Origin of the sequence: Ewingella sp. CoE-038-23 (genome assembly GCF_040419245.1) — a bacterium.
Taxonomy (GTDB): domain Bacteria; phylum Pseudomonadota; class Gammaproteobacteria; order Enterobacterales; family Enterobacteriaceae; genus Ewingella; species Ewingella allii.
In genome coordinates this window covers 1,501,056-1,518,770 of record NZ_JAZHOH010000001.1, presented here as the reverse complement: position 1 = coordinate 1,518,770, position 17,715 = coordinate 1,501,056, and the positions used below count along the sequence as shown (strand labels likewise).

Genomic DNA, 17,715 nt, shown 5'->3' with positions numbered 1-17,715 from the left:
GAAGCGGCCTTTTTAGCAAAGAAAACCCCTAGCGATACTTCCACAACCATTTACCACTCGCCAGTCGCCAGTAGAAGAAGCTGCCGCGAATGATCCAGTCGAGGCACATGCCGAGCCAGATACCGATGACGCCGAAACCGAGCACCACGCCGAGGGTATAACCAGCGACGATGCGACCACCCCACATGCTGAGGAGCGATACCCACATAGTGAAACGCGCGTCGCGAGCCCCTTTCAGCCCGGCGGGTAATACCCAGGAGGCGGCCCAGAATGGCATAAAGGCGGCGTTCAGCCACACCAGCATTTTCACCACGTGGATAACATCATCTTCCTTGGTATAGAAGGACGCCAGCAGGCCAGCCAAGGGCATTGACAATAGCGAAAGCGCGCACAGGCCAATGGTTGAGAGCCAGAAAATATGTTTCAGTTGATGCTCTGCCTGCCCCATCTGCCCGCGCCCTAAACGGGTGCCGACCACAATGGTAGAAGTCGAACCCAAGGCGTTGCCCGGCAGGTTAATCAGCGAGGCGATCGACGCGGCAATAAAGTTACCGGCAATCACGTCAGTCCCCATCCCGGCGACGAACACCTGCGTCAGCAATTTACCGCCGTTAAACAGCACGGATTCAATACTGGCGGGCACGCCGATGCTCAGCACTTCCATCAAAATGCCGGTATTGAGGCGTTTGAAATAGCTTTTAAGGGGAATGCGCAGTGCCGGATTGAAGCCGATCATCAGCACGTAAATCACCACCGCTGCGCCGATATAGCGGGCGATCGTCAGGCCCAATCCGGCACCGGAAAAGCCCAAACCGCCCCAGCCGAAGCAGCCATAAATCAGGACGCTACTGATAATAATGTTGAGGATGTTCATCCCGCCGTTGATAAGCATCGGGATCTTGGTATTACCGGCACCGCGCAAGGCCCCACAGCCGATCAGCGCGATGGCCGCAGCCGGATAACTCCACGCAGTAATAGTGAGATAATTCAGGGCGAGGGCCTTAACCTGCGGCTCGGCACTGCCCGCTATCCAGTCAATAATATGCTCACCGGCGAACTCGATGCCGACGGCCAGCAGCAAAGCAAACAGGGTCATCAGCACTAAAGACTGCCGCGCCGCGTTGCGCGCGCGTTTGCGATCCAGCTTGCCGAGGCTAAAGGCTACCACTACGGTGGTACCGAGGTCTATCGCGGCAAAAAAGGCGATCACCACCAGATTGAAACTGTCCGCCAACCCCACGCCGGCCATCGCTTCCTTGCCCAACCAGCTGACCAGAAAGGTGCTGAGCACCCCCATGAGCAGCACGCACATATTTTCGAAAAATATCGGTACCGCGAGGGGAGTAATTTCACGCCAGAACAACACACGATAGGAACGCCGTTTGTGATACCACTTGGTGCGCTCCAGCGCGTGCTGCACGGTAACTCTGATGTTTTGCAAGATAGTTCCAGCTATGAGGTGAGGTCAGATGCCTACTTTAAGAATGGTAAAAGCCCCTGCGTTTTGCAAAGGCTTTTATCATTGATATTTGGACATTTAATGCGCAATAAAAAACCCGCCTCGCGGCAAGACCACATCGGCACTGACATCACACTTCGGCGCGATGAACATTCTGATACAAATCCCAGAGGTTAGCGTTGAGAATGACGCTGCCCCAGCCATCTCCCCGCCACCGCCGCCAGCGTGGCGCACAGCAGGTAGTAAATCAGGCCGATGAACAGGAAGATCTCCGCCGGGTAGATTTGCACCCGATTATTCACCTGCCCGGCGACGGTGGTGAGTTCCGGCACGTTAACGATAAACGCCAGCGACGTGTCTTTTAGCAGCGCAATGAGCAAGCCGAGATAGGACGGCAGCAGGTTGGGCCACGCCTGCGGCAGCAGCAGAATGCGTAAAACCTGCCACTGGCTGAAACCCGAAGCCGTGCCCGCCTCGCTCTGGCCTGCGGGCAGTGACTCAATTCCGGCCAGCGTAGAGTGCATCACCGCCGCCGAGGTGAACCACGCCAGCGCCAGTATCACGGTCAGCGCGCCCGGCATTGAACTGCCAAACACCACCGGCAGTAGAAAGTAGAGCCAGAAAATCACAAAGATCAGTGGAATGCCGCGAATAAACTCGGCCCAGACGAACAGCACGCGCCGCGTCCAGCCGCCAAACCGCCAGGCCAGCGCCGCCATTCCCACGCCCAGCACCAGCGCGATGGCACCCGCCGAGATAGCCATGATTAAGGTCAGCAGTACGCCACCCGGCTCGCCGTCCGCCACCCGCCCCCACATAAGGTAGGTAAAGTTGTCGTGCAGAACCGAATAATCAAACTCCACGCGGTGCTCCTTCGGCATTAGCCACGGCGGCGGATGGCGACTGGCGCAGCCCCGGCCGTTTTGGCCCTAACGTGATAAACAGCCAGCCCATCACTAAGCCGAGCAGTAAATAGAGCGCGGTGCCGATGGCGAAGCCTTCCAGCGCATGGGCGTTGTAACTCTCGATGCGGCTTATCTGGTAAGTCAGCTCCGAGAAGCCAATACCTGTGGCCAGCGACGAGAGTTTCATTAGATTGAGATATTGGCCGGTGATCGGCTGCCACGCGTTGGTCAGCGCCTGCGGCAACAGCACGTAACGCAGCAACGCCCAGCGGCTGAACCCTTGCGATATCGCGGCCTCCCTTTGTCCGGCGGGCACCGAGTTCAGCCCGGCCTGCACCTCTTCCACAATAAAGGCCGCGCTAAACAGCGCCAGCCCCCAGGTGGCGCAGAGAAACTCCGGCGTCAGCCACGCGATATTGACCGGTAAAGTGGCCCATGGGTGCTCGTCGCCAATGTAAAAACGCCACCCCTGCGGCAGCGCACCATAGGCGGCAAAGTACCAAAACAGCAGTTGCACCAGCAGCGGCGTATTGCGAAATATCGACACATACACCGCCGCCACGCCTCTGCCCACGCGGCCCGGCGCGAGGCGCAGCACCAATAGCAGCAGCGTGAGCAACGTAGCCAACAGGCTGGCGGCCAGCGTCACATATAAGGTGGTAAGAAAGCCGGAAATAATCCATTGCAGCGGCTGGCCGGTCAGCACGCCCGCCCAGTCAAGGTGCCAGTTCATCAACCTTCCCCTCTTTGGCTAACTGTTCTTGCGCCGAGCGCAGCGGGAACAGCACCTTTTGCAGAAAACGCCGGGCGCGCGGGTGCTGGGGCTGGGTGAAGAAGCTCTCCGGATCGGCCTGCTCGAGGATTTGCCCGCCGTCCATAAACACCACCCGGTCGGCAATTTCGCGGGCGAAGCTCATCTCGTGAGTCACCACAATCATGGTGATGCCGCTGTGCGCCAGCTCCTGCATCACCAGCAGCACTTCGCCAATCATCTCCGGGTCCAGCGCCGAAGTGGGTTCATCAAACAGAATAATATTGGGATCGGTGACCAGCGCGCGGGCGATAGCCACCCGCTGCTGCTGGCCGCCGGACAGCTGAGAGGGGAAATGATGCGCCCGGTCAGCCAGCCCGACCCGCGCCAATAGCTCGCGCGCCTTGTGCCGCGCTGCCTCCTGCTTCCAGCCGTGGACCTTGGTCAGCGCCAGACTGACATTATCCAAGGCATCAAGATGGGCGTAGAGATTGAATTGCTGAAAAACAAAGCCAATATGGGTGCGAAGCTGGCGCAGCGCTTTGCCGCTGAGGCCCGCCGTGGGGCGCTGATGAATGAAAATCTCGCCGCTGCTGAGGGTTTCCAGATGGTTGATCAGGCGGATCAGCGTCGACTTGCCCGAGCCGGACGGCCCGCAGACCGCCACCACTTCTCCCACCGCCACGCTCAAGTCCACCTGCTGGATAACCTGATGCGCGCCGAAAGATTTACTCACCTGTTTGAACTGCACCGCGACGGCTTTCTTGCCGCCCGCCGGAGACGAAAAAACCGCAGACGAGTCTGCGGTTGCTGAGGATGGTTGTTGCATAAACCCCGCCTGTCTAATTATTTTGCTTAGCTCTTGGCCTGAATCGTAAATAAGCGCGGCTGCGGCGATTTGGTCTGCGGGCCGAACCAATTGTTATAAATGGTGGTCGCTTCGCCGGACTTCTCCAGACTCAGCAGTTCATCATTGACGGCTTTCAGCAGGCTGGTTTCACCCTTTTTCACGCCCACGCCAATCTCCTCTTTACTGAGTAAATCCGGCAACACTTTGTATTTCGCCTTGTCCGGCGCGCCGTCGAGCAGCCCGGCCAGAATGGTGCTGTCCTGCGTAATAGCCTGAACGTTGCCATTGCGCAGAGCAGACAGCGCCAGCGGAATATCGTCATATGAGAGCACGCGAGATTTCGGGAATCGGTTATGCAACTCCTGCTCGCCGGTGGTGCCTTTCACCGCGCCAATGCGCGCAGTGGCGTACTCATCCAGCTTGTCCGGTGAGCCAACTGGCACCAGGAACTGCTGCCCGGTGACGAAATAAGGGATGGAGAAATCCACCACCTTGGCGCGTTCCGGCGTGATAGTAATGTCAGCCACGATGATGTCAGCCTTGCCCGATTGCAGCAGCGGAATGCGGTTTGCCGGGTTAGTCGCCACCAGTTGCAGCTTCACGCCCAGTGACTTGGCCAGCGCTTTGGCGAAATCCACGTCATAGCCGACAATGTCATGGGTTTTGGCATCTACTGAGCCAAACGGCGGGTTGGAGTCGAAGGTGGCGACCTTAATCACCCCGGCCTTTTTAATGTCCGACAGTTGATCGGCGTGGGCGGCAAAACTCACCACGCCGCTGATTGAAAGTAAAATCCATGCTGCGAGTGACGCCTTACCAGAAACCAAACGAGCCATAGTTATTCCTTAATGATGGGTCAATGTTGCGGCAACCTGCGGCTGCTCATTTTTTTGCTGTTTTGCTGATACTTGCGCGTAGCGGCTGGCCTTGAACGGCAGGCCCAGTCGCTCACGCAGAGTTTTGCTCTCCGTTGATGGATGCCAGTAGCCGCGATCGGCCAGCACGGGCAGAACCAGACGGACGATGTCGTCCAGCGCCTCGGTCAAAACCGGGCCGCCGATAATAAAACCGTCAGCGCCGCCCTCTTCCACCCAGCGAATAAAGGTGTCAGCCACCTGCTCCGGCGTGCCGAAGAACTCGCCTTTCGGCAGCGTGGTCTGGAACGCCACGTCGCGCAGCGTCAGGTTTTTCTCTTTGGCTAAACGTTTAATCTGGTCGGTGGTGGAACGGAACGTGTTCTGCCCCAAGTCGCCGACGTCCGGGAAAGGCTCATCCAGCGGGTATTGGGAGAAGTCGTGGTGGTCGAAGAAGCGCCCCAGATAGGCTAGCGCGTCGTCCACTGAGATCAGGGAGAGCAGATATTGATATTTGGCCTCGGCTTCGGCTTCGGTCGCGCCGACAATCGGGCTGATGCCGGGGAAAATGCCCACCGGATGGCGGCCGTGCTTGGCCACCTGCGCCTGCAACTTGGCGGAATACTCCTGCGCTTCTTGCAGGGTGCGGGCGTTGGTGAAGACCGCGTCGGCCGATTTTCCCGCCAGCGCGATACCGGCTTCCGAGGCGCCGGCTTGGAAAATCACCGGCTGGCCCTGTGGCGAACGCTTGATGTTGAGCGGCCCTTCCACCGAGAAGAACTGCCCTTGGTGATTCAGCTTGTGCAGCTTGGCGGCGTCGAAAAACACCCCGCTTTCACGATCGCGGATAAAGGCATCGTCATCCCACGAGTCCCACAGCCCTTGCACCACGTTGATGTACTCTTCGGCGATTTGATAACGCAGTGAGTGCTCAGGGTGGTCTTTACCAAAGTTCTTGGCAGAACCCGCCAGTGGCGAGGTCACCACGTTCCAGCCCGCACGGCCATTGCTGATGTTATCGATGCTGGCTAACTGGCGCGCCACGGTGAAGGGATCGCTGTAAGAGGTGGAAATGGTGCCCGCCAGCCCGATGCTGTGAGTCACGGATGCCAGCGCCGACAGCAGCGCCACCGGCTCAAAACGATTGAGGAAGTGCGGCAGTGATTTCTCATTGATGTGCAAACCGTCGGCGACAAACAGGAAATCGAAATTAGCGGCTTCGGCTTTCAGCGCCAACTCACGGAAATAGGGAAAATTGACGCTGGCATCGGCAGGGACTTTTTCATGTCGCCAAGAATTCATATGGCCGCCCGCGCCGTGCAACATCAGGCCTAATTTAATGCTTTTCTTGTTAGCCACCTTGGCATTAGCGGCTGATTGAGAAGGAATGGACTGGCTCATAATTAGGCTCCCAACTAAGGTCTGCGATGCAATATGAAAATGCGATAGCAAAAGAATTCCACAGAAAGCATCGCGGCCTAAATATAAAAACCGTTCTTCTTATTTCGATAATTAGCTAATGGAATAAAAACCTAAAGAGAACCGAAAGGCATAACAGATAACCAGTCGATATTTAGTAATTTGCCAATATGCGGTCAGGATTAATCAGGACATTAATTTCCCCGCCGCCATTATTCGCCGGCCAATACCATAAGGTTAAAATGATATGAGTCTTCATACTGCCGATGACACCCTCGACGCAGCATCACTCACTCCTTTAAAGCTTGAACAACAGTTGATCGACTGGCGCCGTGAATTGCATCAAAACCCGGAACTGTCGAACCACGAATATGCCACTACCAAGCGAATTACCCAGTGGTTGAACGCTGCGGGGATCCGCATCCTTAATCTCGGTTTGAAAACCGGGGTGGTGGCCGAGATTGGCCCGCAGGACGGCCCTTTGGTGGCGCTGCGCGGGGACATCGACGCCCTGCCGATTAATGAAATTTCCGGCGTGCCTTTTAGCTCGCAGCAGGCTGGCGTAATGCATGCCTGCGGCCACGACTTCCACACCTCGGTGATTCTGGGCGCGGCTTACCTGCTCAAAGCGCGGGAAGAGCAACTGCCGGGCCGCGTGCGGCTGTTCTTCCAGCCAGCCGAGGAGCGTTTCAACGGCGCGCTCCAGCTGATTGAAGCCGGCGCGCTGGACAATGTGGACGCCATTTTCGGCCTGCACAATGCGCCACAGCTGCCGGTCGGCACCTTCTCCACCAAGGGCGGCGCGTTCTACGCAAACGTCGACCGATTCCAAATCACGGTGACGGGCAAAGGCGCACACGCCGCGCATCCCGAAGAAGGTGTCGATAGCATCGTCACCGCCAGCCACATCGTTACCGCGCTGCAAACCTTGGTCAGTCGCCACTTCAGCACCAAAGAGTCGGTGGTGGTCAGCGTGACCCGCATTGAGGGCGGCAATACCTGGAACGTGCTGCCGCAGGATGTTGACCTCGAAGGCACGGTGCGCACCCATAACGCCGAGATCCGCGAGCAGATCCCCGGCAAAATCCGTCAGGTGATTGAAGGCGTGGCGCAGGCGCTGGGCGCGAAGGCCGAACTGCACTGGTTCCCAGGGCCACCGGCGGTGGTCAATACGCCGCGCTGGGCCGAGTTTGCCAGCCAAGCGGCGCGGGAAGCAGGCTATAACGTTGAGCTGTCCGAGGCGCAAATGGGCGGCGAAGACTTCGCGCACTACCTGCATCACGTGCCCGGCGCCTTTGTCAGCATTGGCTCGGCCAGTGAGTTTGGCTTGCATCACCCTAAATTTAATCCGAATGAAAAAGCCATATATCCGGCGGCGGTCTATTTCCAGCAATTAGCGGAAAAAGCCTTGGCCGAGCTGACAGACAAATAACCTTTTCACTGCTAAAAATATTATCAGCCCGCCCGATTGAACGTCGGTCAGCGGGCTTTTGTGCTGCTTTTCATCTCTGGTTTTTATTTCTGCTTTATCAGTTTAGTTATTTAATTTTGTTGTTTTACATCCCTCAGCCGCTCAGGAATAGTGAATTCGACACCTGCAAGGGGCCAATAAAAAATAATTAACCTAGATAGTTCGTGTTGCAGAGGGCAGCCAATGCTTCTACATCGCGAAATATGAAGGGTATGAGGGTAATAAAGATGATTAGCACGAAATTAACCGCCGTGGCCGCTTTGGTTCTTTTTTCCTCCGTGGCTTATGCAGCACCGGGTATCGACTTAGTCGCCAATGAAACCCCAATCAATACGCCAAAAAGCCCTGAAGCCATCGCCAAAATCCCGGCTAACTTTAAGTTTGTCGAACCGGGCACCCTGACCGTCGCGCTGGCCGTGCTCGGCAGTGCCCCACCTTTTGGCCTCTATGCTCGTGACAATAAAACCGTGATTGGCAGCGAGGCCGACATTGCGCGTCTGGTTGCCGATGGCCTTGGCCTGAAGCTGAAAGTGGTGCCCGCCTCGTGGGAAGACTGGCCGCTCGGCGTGACGTCCGGCAAATACGATGCCGCTATCTACAACATTACGGTGACCAAAGATCGCAAAACTAAATTCGATTTCGCCACCTATCGCCAAGATACGCTGGGCTTCTACGTGAAGACCGGCAGCAAAATTAAATCCATTACTTCAGCGCCGGATATTGCGGGTAAGAAAATCATCGTCGGCTCCGGCACCAATCAGGAAGCCGTCTTACTGGAGTGGGATAAGGAAAACCGCGCCAAGGGCCTCGCCCCGCTACAGCCTATTTATGTCACTGATGACGCGGCCTCTACGCTGGCTATCCAGTCAGGCCGCGCCGATGCCACCTTCGGCCCGAACGTCACCGGGGCGTATAAATCCCTGTTAACGGGCAAAACTCAGTTAGTCGGCACCGTGCCGGGTGGCTGGCCGAAAACCGCCAATATCGCGGTGACGCTGAAAAAGGGCAACGGGCTGGTTGATGCCGTGCAAGCCTCGATTAACAGCGCCATCGCCAGTGGCAGTTACCTGAAAGTGTTAGACCGCTGGGGCGAGAGCGTCGAGAAGATCGACCACTCCGAAATCAACCCACCGGGCCTTGGTGATTAATTTTTCTCTTCAGCAGGAGCAGACCATGAGTCAGGACATTTTTATTCAAACCCTGCCGGACGACCCGCTGATTGCGCCCGTCATTGAAGGCTTATTTGGCGAATATCGCGCGCGTTACGGCGACTATTTTGGCCATCAGGAAGAAGAGCCGCTGAGCTACTATGCCCCGCCGGACGGGGTGTTTGTGGTGCTGTTGCGTAACGGTGCTCCCATTGCGATGGGGGCGTTTAAACGCTACGACCTGCAGACCGCCGAGCTAAAACGAATATGGACCGACAAAACCTTGCGCCGCCAGGGATTGGCGAAAAAGGTGCTGGTTGAGTTGGAACAACGCGCGCTGGAGCAAGGCTACAGCAAGCTGTTCCTCACTACCGGTTTCCGCCAGCCGGAGGCCGTGGGGTTATATCTGGCAAACGGTTATCAGCCGCAGTTTGATACTCGCGTGGACCCGGTGGTTTACTCCCTGCCGCCTTATGACGGTCGCTTACCCTTTACCAAAGCATTGCCCGTCGCCGTGGCTGCTGCCCCTGTTGCGGAGAAAGCCTATGAGTGACACCTCGCTGCGACAGACCGACCAGCCGCCTTTGAAAGTGGTCCCTGCCCGCTACCCGCTGCGCCTGATTGGCGCTATATTCTCCGTCTTTATTCTGCTGGTGATCGTCCAGTCGATTGCCACCAACCCGCGCTGGGAATGGGGCGTATTTCGCCAATGGTTCTTTGAACCGGCTATCCTGCAAGGCTTAGCCAAAACCCTGCTGCTCACCCTGCTGGGCACGCTGTTTGGCATTATCTTCGGCACCGCGCTGGCGCTGGCCAGACTGTCCAAATCCTACTTACTGAATGGGCTGGCGTGGGGCTATATCTGGCTGTTCCGTTCACTGCCTATGTTGCTGGTGCTGATCATTCTCTATAACTTTTCCTATCTGTACGACAGCCTGTCGGTCGGCATTCCCTTTACCTCGATTGAGTTCTTCAGCCACCCGACTGTCGATCTGCTGGATCAGTTCTCCGTCGCCGTGCTGGGACTTTCGCTGGTGCAGTCGGCCTACACCGCCGAGATTATTCGCGGTGGCATTTTGGGTGTCGAGCACGGTCAGCACGAAGCAGCTGCGGCACTGGGTTTGCCGGGCTATCGCCGCACCTTCCGCATCATTTTGCCACAGGCGCTGCGGGCGATTATTCCTACCGGTTTTAATGAGGTGATCAGCCTCGCCAAGGGCACCTCGATTGTTTACGTGCTGTCGATGCCCGAGCTGTTTTACACCGTGCAGGTGATCTACAACCGCACCCAGCAGGTAATTCCCCTGCTGATGGTAGCGACGGTCTGGTATCTGGTTATCACGTCGGTGCTGTCGGTACTGCAATATTATGTTGAACGCTATTTCTCACGCGGAGCCGTGCGCGAGCTACGACCGACGCCAATCCAACGTTTCCGCCTGTGGGCGCGCGGCTAAGCCGCGAAGGAGTAAATGTATGTCTGAAGCTTTTGACCTGTTCGTTTCACGCCCAACGGCCAAAGCCGCCGAGCCGGTATTGCTGCGCCAGCCGCAGCATCAGGCGCCGGGCAGAATTGAAATCAGCCACCTGAGCAAACATTTTGGCGCACACAAGGCGCTGGATGACGTAAGCCTAAGCATCGAACCCGGCACCGTGACGGTGATCCTCGGGCCATCCGGCTCAGGGAAATCCACCCTGCTGCGCACCATTAATCATCTGGAGCGCGTCAATGAGGGCACCATTCAGATTGATGGCGACTATGTTGGCTATCAGCGCAAAGGCGATAAGCTGTATGAGTTGAAAGAGCGGGCCATCCTCAAGCAACGGGTTAACGTCGGCTACGTCTTCCAGAACTTTAACCTTTTTCCGCACCTGTCGGTGCTGGATAACATCATTGAAGCCCCTATCGTTCACCGGCTGATGAACCGCAAACAGGCCATTGCCCGTGCTTATGAGCTGCTGGACACTGTCGGGCTGCGCGAAAAAGCTCAGGCTTATCCGCGCCATCTTTCCGGCGGGCAGCAGCAACGCATTGCCATTGCCCGCGCGCTGGCTCTCAACCCTAAAGTGATGCTGTTTGATGAGCCGACCTCGGCACTGGACCCGGAGTTGGTCGGCGAAGTGCTCGACGTCATTAAAAAGCTGGCGCGTTCTGGCGTCACGCTGGTCGTCGTCACCCATGAAATCGGTTTCGCCCGTCAGGTGGCGGACCAGGTGGTCTTTATGGTTGATGGCAAAGTGGTGGAGAGCGGCTCTGCGTCGCAGGTTCTGGACAACCCGCGCCACGGCCGCACCCGCAGCTTCCTAGAAAAAGTGCTGTGAACCGGCCTCATTCTGCCGGTGCATCCGCCGCGACCAGCATTGTCGTAGTGCTTCCCAGCGCTAACAGCAATAGCAGGGCTGATGCACCGGCAAAACCTTCCTCATTCGGATAACCCTGCAGTAAAAATACCGCCAGCCCGACCCCGACTGCTGCTCCCATCGCACGTAGCGGCAGGACGTAGGGCAGATAGACCTGCTGAGAGATCGCGGCGTTGGCCCCTTGCTTTAAAACCCATATCCGCAGCGCCAGCATAAAGAGGGTCAGTACCAGTGGAAATAAACCGGTTTCCAGCGTGGCGTGGTGGATGAAGAAGGCTTGGCTCACCAAGACGGTCAGAAAAAGCCCAGTCGTAATCCCCGCCGTTGAAAATACCTCAGCCCCCAGCCCCCATGAGAAACCGGGCTGGCGGCGCAAAGCTTTTGGCAGCCAAGGCCGCGCGCCATACTTCTCATTCAAGACAAATAGCCCCAATAAAATGGTAGCGATGCCGTTGATCAGATGCGTATTGGCGTCCGCCATACCGCGTTCAGACCAGCTAAACAGCGCCACCAGCAGGCTAACGGCTGTCAGACTGGCAAGCAGCGTAGATAACGCATGGCCCGCCGCCGAACGCCCAACCGCCGCGAAAACCACTATCGCGCCGAGCAATAAATTGGCGGTAAACAGTTCCGCCCAGCCAACTTGAGCAAATAGCAGGCCCGAGACCAGCGCCTGAAGCGAAAACAGCAAAGCGAATAACTCAGCTCTATTGCCAACCCGCAGTTGGCGTTGTTCGATACAAATCGTCATGAGAGTGCTTCCTTTGATTGAGGGTCATCGGCACAAGCATGAATTCACTTCATCTATACCGATATTGCAAAACAAGCTTACTCCGCTTATTTTGGGTCAATCAAAGTCATCATTTTCAGCCATGGATGAAAATAACTCATCATGAGTGCAAACGTAAGAAAACCGCGCCTGCCGCCACTGGGTTCACTCAAAGCCTTTGACGCCGTGGCGACTCACGGCAGCTTTAAACGGGCCGCCGAAGAGATTGGCGTGACCGCCACCGCCATTAGCCACCAAATCCGCGTTTTGGAAGAATCGCTGTCAGCTCAGGTGTTTGAGCGCAGCGCCCGCGAGGTGAAACTCACCGCCGTCGGCCAGATCCTGCGTCAGGCGACGCGTCAGGCATTCGCCACCCTGCAAGACGCGGTGAATGAAATTCACCACGCGCGCCAGCCCGCGGCCTTAACCCTCAGTACCACCTCGAACTTTTTGACACACTGGCTGGTACCACGCCTGGCTGATTTGAAAACACATGCGCCGACGCTCGACCTGCGGCTTCATACCAGCATTGAACTGGTGGATTTAACCAAGAATACCGTGGACGTTGCTATTCGTTACAGCCAGCACGCCAGCGTACAGCTCGATTCCACCCTGCTATCCCATGACCGTTTTGTGCTGGTTGCCAGCCCTACGCTGGGATTAAAGCGGCTGGAAGATTTACTCACTGCCACGCTGTTTCATGTCGAAAACCGCATGATCCCGCAGCCTTCGCCCGACTGGGAGAACTGGCGCCAGCAGTTTGGTCCTGCCGGATTAAATATTGATGCCGGCCTGCGCTTTACCGATGAAACCCATGCCATTCAGGCGGCGATTGCCGGACAGGGCGTGGCCATCGTCAGCAGCCTGCTGGCTAAAGACTTTATCGAAAAAGGCATTTTGCAAGTGCCATTTGAGCAGTGCCTGCCGGGCGCAAATTACTATTTTGTCACTTCAGCCGATAAAGCCGATCGTGCCGACATTGTGGAATTAAAACATTGGCTGCAGAGCAGAATGCCGCTGATCGCCCAGCCATAAGGTGAGACACACGCCCTGAGCCACAAGATTGATGTCAAATTGTGTGCGAGCCGTTCCCAAGTCCAAAAGAGATGATTATCATTATCATCTTTCATTTTCGCTCTAGGGATTGTCATGTTCACTGGTTTACTTCGCCCCGCACGCCTGTTGACGGTGGCCAGCTCGCTGCTGATTTCATTTATGGTGCAGGCCGCACCTTTCACCGTTACTGATATCGCCGGTCGCCAAGTGACCTTCGACCATACGCCGCAGCGCGTCATGCTGGCTGACTCGCGCGCCCTGATTGCCTTAAATATTCTGCACCCGGAAGATCCCTTGAAGAATATCGTTTCAATGGACAACTCGCTGCAAACCAAAGCCGCAGATATGAATCAGGCGTACCTGAAAAAATTCCCGAAAATGAAAGACATTCCTATTTTCGACAACCCATACGTGGCTGATTTCAGTGTCGAAAAAGCGGTAACTCTGAAGCCCGATTTGGTGATTTTCGACACCGGCCTGCTGAGCAAAATGACCGACAGCGGCACCCTCGCCCTGCTGCAAAAACTCAACATTCCGGTGCTGTTTATCGACTTCCGTCAGCAGCCACTGACTAATACTGTCGCCAGCATGCAGATGTTAGGTAAGGTGTTTGACGAAGATAAAAACGCTCAAACCTTTGTTGATTTTTACCAACAGCGCCTGAATTTAATTCGCCAGCGGGTAGCCACGCTCAAGCCAGACCAGCGCCCGAGCGTCTTCATTGAGCGCCATGCAGGTTTGCACAGCGAACAGTGCTGCTCCACCTTTGGTAAAGGCAGCTTTGGTCAGTTTATTGACGAGGCCGGTGGTCAGAACATTGGCAGCAAACTGTTCCCGGCAATGGGTGGCGATATCAACGTTGAGCAGTTGATCAGCAGCAACCCGGATTACTACCTGATGACCGGCGCTGACTGGAGCCGCGGCAACAAACCTTCTGGCGCCGTGCCTTTCGGCTACAGCACCAATGAAGCGGCCGTGCAGAAAAGCCTGAGCGCCTTGATGAACCGCAATGGCATCAGCGTACTGAAATCCATTAAAGACAAGCAGGTTTTGGCGATGTACCACCAGTTCTATGACCTGCCTTTCAACGTGATTGCCGTCGAAGAGATTGCCAAGTTCCTGCACCCGGACTTGTTCAAAGATATCGACCCACTGGCCGATTTAAAGATGGCCCACGAGAAGTTCACCTCGCTGGATTACAGCGGCGTGTTTTGGGCTACACCGCAGTAATCCCTCTTCGCAGGGCGCCGCCACGCGCCCTGCCTTCCCTTAGCTCCTCGCCGATTACATCAGCACCGAAAATCTAGCCTGCGGGTCAACATCCAGAGCCGTCAGTGTCTGATAAAGCTGATCGATACGTTCCCATAGAATCGAGTTCAACAGCTCTTTCGCAATAGGATTGGCTAATTCGGTCATCGCAAAAACCAGTGCCCGACATTGTTCACACAGTTCAACCGCCGTCAGAGGCGTCGCATCGTAAAGCCCATCAAATGAATTAACTAAAGTAGCAACATTGTCCATTTTATATACCTTCCTGAAGAGTAATTATGGCCGACTCCTTAGCCCCTACGGCATAGGGAGACAGCTCAGACGGAGGTAGGAATACCGGTCCCAATTTCCGGTCAGCCCGAAGGCTGCCCCGTCTGAGCCACCATAGTTACATTTTTTAAAATCAATGTAATACGCAGCGAAGACGTCACTACAATTGCTATTGGGGACTGCCTCAGGTTCCTACGCCCGACTACGGTTTTCACCGCAGCAAGGACAGCCTATTCCTTTTTTATTGGCTTATCAGAGGGAAAAATCATCTCTGCGAGGTGTCTTGGAAGGTTATTGTCGGGTTACATCAGCGACAAAAGAAATTACGAGGTGCATTCCAGTTTTGGGGGGGCGGCGGCCCCTGACTCGCTTTAAATCTTTAAATCTTTAAATTCAAATTCAAGGTCGTGGGCGTCGGCCCACACCGACCAAGGGAGGCGTAAACGCGCCTCCCTTGGAACCCTGCGTTTTTTCTGCTGGAAGATCGAGGCTGCGCAGGATTGGAATGGACATGTTTCAGCAGCCACCGCGCTCGTCGCGAAGTGCCGCCGCTTAGGCGGTTCCCTCGCGGCGGGATTCCAACCCGCGTAAAAAGACACGCGGTTTTCCACCTCTTGCTCGGCGTCACTTCTGAACGCGACCTACTGGCATCTAGACCGTGCCGTGTCAGTGGGTTTTATTATGGGTTTTGACTTGCTCCCTCCCCTATTTAGGGGAGGGTTGGGGTGGGGTATTTCTCACATAAGCCGCTGATTTTTTCTGCAATACCCCCTCCCAGCCTCCCCCTTATCAGGGGGAGGAGCAAAATTGCACTCCAACGAAACGGCACGGTAAAAATGCGTTGTCTGCTTGGCAGCACACAATTTTGCCTTTGAAGGTAAAGCAGGTTTGGGTTGCCACCCCAAAGTTACGGATAAATCCCTCTAAAACTGGTCTTCTTCCTCGGTCCGGTCATTAGCCCCTCCAGTGCCTCGACGCACTTAAGGTAGTGCGGTGTTTTCTTATGCGCGGCGACGGCGTCATTATCGACGTAGGCTTCATAGATGAAAAATCGCGTGGGTTCTTGCTCATCTTGCAGCACGTCAAAACGCAGGTTTCCCGGCTCTTTAATCGCGCCTAAGTGGTTGTCGTGAAACACTTTCAAGAACTCATTGACTTTGTCGGCTTTGACATTAATTTCTACCAGTGTGACTTCCATAACTCCTCCTTGGCTCAGCCTTTTTGATCGAGAAACAGCGCGTAGGCGTGGTCGACGCTTGCGTTGTGATGCACCACGGCTTGCACGGCTTTCAGCATGGCAATCGGCGATTCGGACTGGAAGATGTTGCGCCCCATATCCACGCCAGATGCCCCCTGATCGATAGCCTGGAAGCACATCTCTAAGGCTTCGCGCTCGGGCAGTTTCTTACCACCGGCGATAACAATCGGCACCGGGCAGCCTGCGGCGACGCGCTCGAAGCCGCTGTCCACATAGTAAGTTTTGATGATGTGGGCCCCCATCTCGGCGGCGATGCGGGTGGCCAATGAGAAGTAACGCTGATCGCGCACCATATCTTTGCCCACCCCGGTCACCGCCATGGTTGGCATGCCGTAGCGGGTGCCCTGATCCACTAGCTGAATAATGTTTTTGATCGACTGATGCTCGTGCTCGCTGCCGATATAAACCTGCGCGGCCATGGCGGAAACGTTCAGGCGCAGCGCGTCTTCAATGGCTACGGCCACGGTTTCGTTCGACAGCTCGGTGAGAATCGAATTACCACCAGACGCGCGCAGCACCACGGGTTTATTGACGGCGGCGGGCACCACGCTGCGCAAAATGCCGCGTGTACACATCAAAACGTCCGTGTGTTCGAACAGCGGCGCGATGTTGAGATCGATACGCTCAAGGCCGGTGGTCGGCCCCTGAAAATAGCCGTGGTCGAACGCCAGCATGACGGTTCTCCCGGAGGCCGGATTGAAAATGCGCGCCAGCCGCGACTGCATCCCCCAGTCCAGCGCCCCGCTTCCTTTAAGGAAGAAAGCGCGGTTGCTTTGCGGCGTACCAATACCAAAATCCTTGCCGTCTTTGATGTCGTCTAAATCAGCCATCTCAAGTTCTCCTTACAGTGACGTTAATGTTAGAAATCGTATTTACCGATGTTGTCTTTGGTGAACACCACGCGCTCCGGCAGCAGAACAATGCCGTTGCCCTTGGCTTCATATTGGTAGCCCTGCACGCTGTTCGGCGAGACTTCTACCTGCCCGATTTTCGGCACATCCAGCTTGTCGCCGACGTTCAGCTCGCCCTTCTTCAGCAGCTGTTCGGCGACATACACCGAGATTTTGCCCTGCGCCACCACGTCCCACAGGCCGAACTGTTTCACCGTGCCGCGCTCGACGTACGGGCGCATGACGTTTGGCGTGCTGAAGCCGACGATGGCGACATTCTTGCGCCCGAGGTTTTCCGCCGCCTGCGCCGCCGCTGGCAAGGCATTGGCATCCGGGGCGATGATGGCGTCGAGGTCATTCCACGATTTCATGATGCCCTCGGCGGTTTGTAGCGACTTGGTGGCGTCGTTATAGCCATATTGCGTGGTGACAATTTCCCAGCCCGGATGCTCTTTGGCGATTTTGGCTTTCGCCTCTTTCACCCACTGGTTCTGGTCGGTCACCGTCGGGCTGGAGTAGAAGAACGCCACCTTGGCTTTTTCCTTGGTCACTTGGCTGGCGGTCATGTCCACTAACATGGAACCTAACTGCTGCGGCGTGCCTTGGTTGATGTAAATCGAGCGGCACTCGGGCTTGGTGTCCGAGTCCCATGTCAAGACTTTCACCCCGCGCTGCATGGCGCGTTTTAAGGCCGGGCAGAGTCCATCGGGGGATACCGCCGCCACCACGATGGCGCCATAGCCCTGATTGACGAAGTTATTGATCATCTGCACCTGCCCCGACACGCTCGGCTCCGTCGGGCCGTCGTAGGTCACGTCGACGCCTAGCTCCTTGCCCGCCGCCGTTGCACCACTGCCGCCACTGGTGAAATAGCCGACACCCACCAGTTTCGGGATAAAGGCAATGCGATCTGCGGCCTGTGCGCTGGCACAAACCACAGCTAATGCGCTGACGGCGAACAGGTTTTTCCACGCGGTTGTTTTCATCA

At 56.1% G+C, this 17,715-nt stretch carries 18 protein-coding genes; 7 read left to right on the top strand and 11 right to left on the bottom strand.

Annotated features, from left to right (window positions below; genetic code table 11):
* Positions 1-28: 28 nt before the first annotated feature.
* The 6 genes from V2154_RS07160 to V2154_RS07135 form a co-directional block, all read right to left on the bottom strand.
* On the bottom strand, positions 29-1,441 hold the full coding sequence (locus V2154_RS07160) for an EmmdR/YeeO family multidrug/toxin efflux MATE transporter (RefSeq protein ID WP_353501647.1): 1,413 nt from the start codon (positions 1,439-1,441) through the stop codon (positions 29-31).
* 191 nt (positions 1,442-1,632) lie between these two features.
* Positions 1,633-2,322 (bottom strand): amino acid ABC transporter permease, encoded by a 690-nt coding sequence (locus V2154_RS07155; protein WP_353501646.1) that lies wholly within the window; start codon positions 2,320-2,322, stop codon positions 1,633-1,635.
* Positions 2,312-3,097, bottom strand: coding sequence for an amino acid ABC transporter permease (locus V2154_RS07150; RefSeq protein ID WP_353501645.1), 786 nt, complete (start codon positions 3,095-3,097; stop codon positions 2,312-2,314). Before V2154_RS07150 ends, V2154_RS07155 begins: the two co-directional genes overlap by 11 nt.
* Positions 3,081-3,944: an amino acid ABC transporter ATP-binding protein gene (locus V2154_RS07145; RefSeq protein ID WP_353501644.1), complete on the bottom strand. Its 864-nt coding sequence runs from the start codon at positions 3,942-3,944 to the stop codon at positions 3,081-3,083. Before V2154_RS07145 ends, V2154_RS07150 begins: the two co-directional genes overlap by 17 nt.
* Before the next feature lie 26 nt (positions 3,945-3,970).
* Complete coding sequence (locus V2154_RS07140; RefSeq protein WP_353501643.1) at positions 3,971-4,801, bottom strand: ABC transporter substrate-binding protein; 831 nt, start codon at positions 4,799-4,801, stop codon at positions 3,971-3,973.
* Between the two features lie 9 nt (positions 4,802-4,810).
* On the bottom strand, positions 4,811-6,220 hold the full coding sequence (locus V2154_RS07135) for an LLM class flavin-dependent oxidoreductase (protein WP_353501642.1): 1,410 nt from the start codon (positions 6,218-6,220) through the stop codon (positions 4,811-4,813).
* 265 nt (positions 6,221-6,485) lie between these two features.
* On the opposite strand from V2154_RS07135, the gene V2154_RS07130 reads away from it, so the two are divergent.
* The 5 genes from V2154_RS07130 to V2154_RS07110 all read left to right on the top strand — a co-directional run bounded on the left by V2154_RS07130 (position 6,486) and on the right by V2154_RS07110 (position 11,176).
* The gene (locus V2154_RS07130) at positions 6,486-7,670 is read left to right on the top strand and encodes an amidohydrolase (RefSeq protein ID WP_353501641.1); all 1,185 of its coding nucleotides are present in this window, start codon (positions 6,486-6,488) and stop codon (positions 7,668-7,670) included.
* Positions 7,671-7,936: 266 nt separating this feature from the next.
* Positions 7,937-8,857, top strand: coding sequence for an ABC transporter substrate-binding protein (locus V2154_RS07125; RefSeq protein WP_034789409.1), 921 nt, complete (start codon positions 7,937-7,939; stop codon positions 8,855-8,857).
* Between the two features lie 25 nt (positions 8,858-8,882).
* Complete coding sequence (locus tag V2154_RS07120; RefSeq protein ID WP_353501640.1) at positions 8,883-9,410, top strand: GNAT family N-acetyltransferase; 528 nt, start codon at positions 8,883-8,885, stop codon at positions 9,408-9,410.
* Positions 9,403-10,311 carry an amino acid ABC transporter permease gene (locus tag V2154_RS07115; protein ID WP_353501639.1) on the top strand — a complete coding sequence of 303 codons (909 nt, stop codon included), beginning with the start codon at positions 9,403-9,405 and terminating at the stop codon, positions 10,309-10,311. Before V2154_RS07120 ends, V2154_RS07115 begins: the two co-directional genes overlap by 8 nt.
* A 19-nt stretch (positions 10,312-10,330) precedes the next feature.
* Complete coding sequence (locus V2154_RS07110; protein ID WP_353501638.1) at positions 10,331-11,176, top strand: amino acid ABC transporter ATP-binding protein; 846 nt, start codon at positions 10,331-10,333, stop codon at positions 11,174-11,176.
* 7 nt (positions 11,177-11,183) lie between these two features.
* Here the strand turns inward: V2154_RS07110 and V2154_RS07105 are convergent, their stop codons facing one another.
* Positions 11,184-11,966, bottom strand: a complete 783-nt coding sequence (locus tag V2154_RS07105; RefSeq protein ID WP_353501637.1) for a hypothetical protein — start codon at positions 11,964-11,966, stop codon at positions 11,184-11,186.
* 141 nt (positions 11,967-12,107) lie between these two features.
* Between V2154_RS07105 and V2154_RS07100 the strand changes: the two genes are divergently transcribed.
* Together V2154_RS07100 and V2154_RS07095 are read left to right on the top strand one after the other, a co-directional pair.
* A complete protein-coding gene (locus V2154_RS07100; protein WP_353501636.1) occupies positions 12,108-13,019 on the top strand; it encodes a LysR substrate-binding domain-containing protein in 912 nt (303 codons plus the stop codon).
* A 114-nt stretch (positions 13,020-13,133) separates the two neighbouring features.
* Positions 13,134-14,270, top strand: coding sequence for an ABC transporter substrate-binding protein (locus V2154_RS07095; protein WP_353501635.1), 1,137 nt, complete (start codon positions 13,134-13,136; stop codon positions 14,268-14,270).
* Positions 14,271-14,324: 54 nt separating this feature from the next.
* Here the strand turns inward: V2154_RS07095 and V2154_RS07090 are convergent, their stop codons facing one another.
* The 4 genes from V2154_RS07090 to lsrB form a co-directional block, all read right to left on the bottom strand.
* Positions 14,325-14,561, bottom strand: coding sequence for a hypothetical protein (locus V2154_RS07090; RefSeq protein WP_353501634.1), 237 nt, complete (start codon positions 14,559-14,561; stop codon positions 14,325-14,327).
* A 925-nt stretch (positions 14,562-15,486) separates the two neighbouring features.
* Positions 15,487-15,777 (bottom strand): (4S)-4-hydroxy-5-phosphonooxypentane-2,3-dione isomerase, encoded by a 291-nt coding sequence (gene lsrG / locus V2154_RS07085; RefSeq protein ID WP_353501633.1) that lies wholly within the window; start codon positions 15,775-15,777, stop codon positions 15,487-15,489.
* Between the two features lie 14 nt (positions 15,778-15,791).
* The gene (gene lsrF / locus V2154_RS07080; RefSeq protein ID WP_353501632.1) at positions 15,792-16,667 is read right to left on the bottom strand and encodes a 3-hydroxy-5-phosphonooxypentane-2,4-dione thiolase; all 876 of its coding nucleotides are present in this window, start codon (positions 16,665-16,667) and stop codon (positions 15,792-15,794) included.
* Between the two features lie 29 nt (positions 16,668-16,696).
* Positions 16,697-17,713, bottom strand: coding sequence for an autoinducer 2 ABC transporter substrate-binding protein LsrB (gene lsrB, locus V2154_RS07075; RefSeq protein ID WP_353503937.1), 1,017 nt, complete (start codon positions 17,711-17,713; stop codon positions 16,697-16,699).
* Positions 17,714-17,715 lie beyond the last annotated feature (2 nt).

Bases quoted from the DNA above. Each gene is read 5' to 3' on its own strand.
- V2154_RS07110 (WP_353501638.1), top strand. From the start codon at position 10,331: ATGTCTGAAGCTTTTGACCTGTTCGTTTCACGCCCAACGGCCAAAGCC.
- V2154_RS07130 (WP_353501641.1), top strand. From the start codon at position 6,486: ATGAGTCTTCATACTGCCGATGACACCCTCGACGCAGCATCACTCACT.
- V2154_RS07090 (WP_353501634.1), bottom strand. From the start codon at position 14,561: ATGGACAATGTTGCTACTTTAGTTAATTCATTTGATGGGCTTTACGAT.
- V2154_RS07140 (WP_353501643.1), bottom strand. From the start codon at position 4,801: ATGGCTCGTTTGGTTTCTGGTAAGGCGTCACTCGCAGCATGGATTTTA.
- V2154_RS07125 (WP_034789409.1), top strand. From the start codon at position 7,937: ATGATTAGCACGAAATTAACCGCCGTGGCCGCTTTGGTTCTTTTTTCC.
- lsrG (WP_353501633.1), bottom strand. From the start codon at position 15,777: ATGGAAGTCACACTGGTAGAAATTAATGTCAAAGCCGACAAAGTCAAT.
- V2154_RS07135 (WP_353501642.1), bottom strand. From the start codon at position 6,220: ATGAGCCAGTCCATTCCTTCTCAATCAGCCGCTAATGCCAAGGTGGCT.
- V2154_RS07105 (WP_353501637.1), bottom strand. From the start codon at position 11,966: ATGACGATTTGTATCGAACAACGCCAACTGCGGGTTGGCAATAGAGCT.
- V2154_RS07120 (WP_353501640.1), top strand. From the start codon at position 8,883: ATGAGTCAGGACATTTTTATTCAAACCCTGCCGGACGACCCGCTGATT.
- V2154_RS07100 (WP_353501636.1), top strand. From the start codon at position 12,108: ATGAGTGCAAACGTAAGAAAACCGCGCCTGCCGCCACTGGGTTCACTC.
- V2154_RS07145 (WP_353501644.1), bottom strand. From the start codon at position 3,944: ATGCAACAACCATCCTCAGCAACCGCAGACTCGTCTGCGGTTTTTTCG.
- V2154_RS07115 (WP_353501639.1), top strand. From the start codon at position 9,403: ATGAGTGACACCTCGCTGCGACAGACCGACCAGCCGCCTTTGAAAGTG.
- lsrF (WP_353501632.1), bottom strand. From the start codon at position 16,667: ATGGCTGATTTAGACGACATCAAAGACGGCAAGGATTTTGGTATTGGT.
- lsrB (WP_353503937.1), bottom strand. From the start codon at position 17,713: ATGAAAACAACCGCGTGGAAAAACCTGTTCGCCGTCAGCGCATTAGCT.
- V2154_RS07095 (WP_353501635.1), top strand. From the start codon at position 13,134: ATGTTCACTGGTTTACTTCGCCCCGCACGCCTGTTGACGGTGGCCAGC.
- V2154_RS07150 (WP_353501645.1), bottom strand. From the start codon at position 3,097: ATGAACTGGCACCTTGACTGGGCGGGCGTGCTGACCGGCCAGCCGCTG.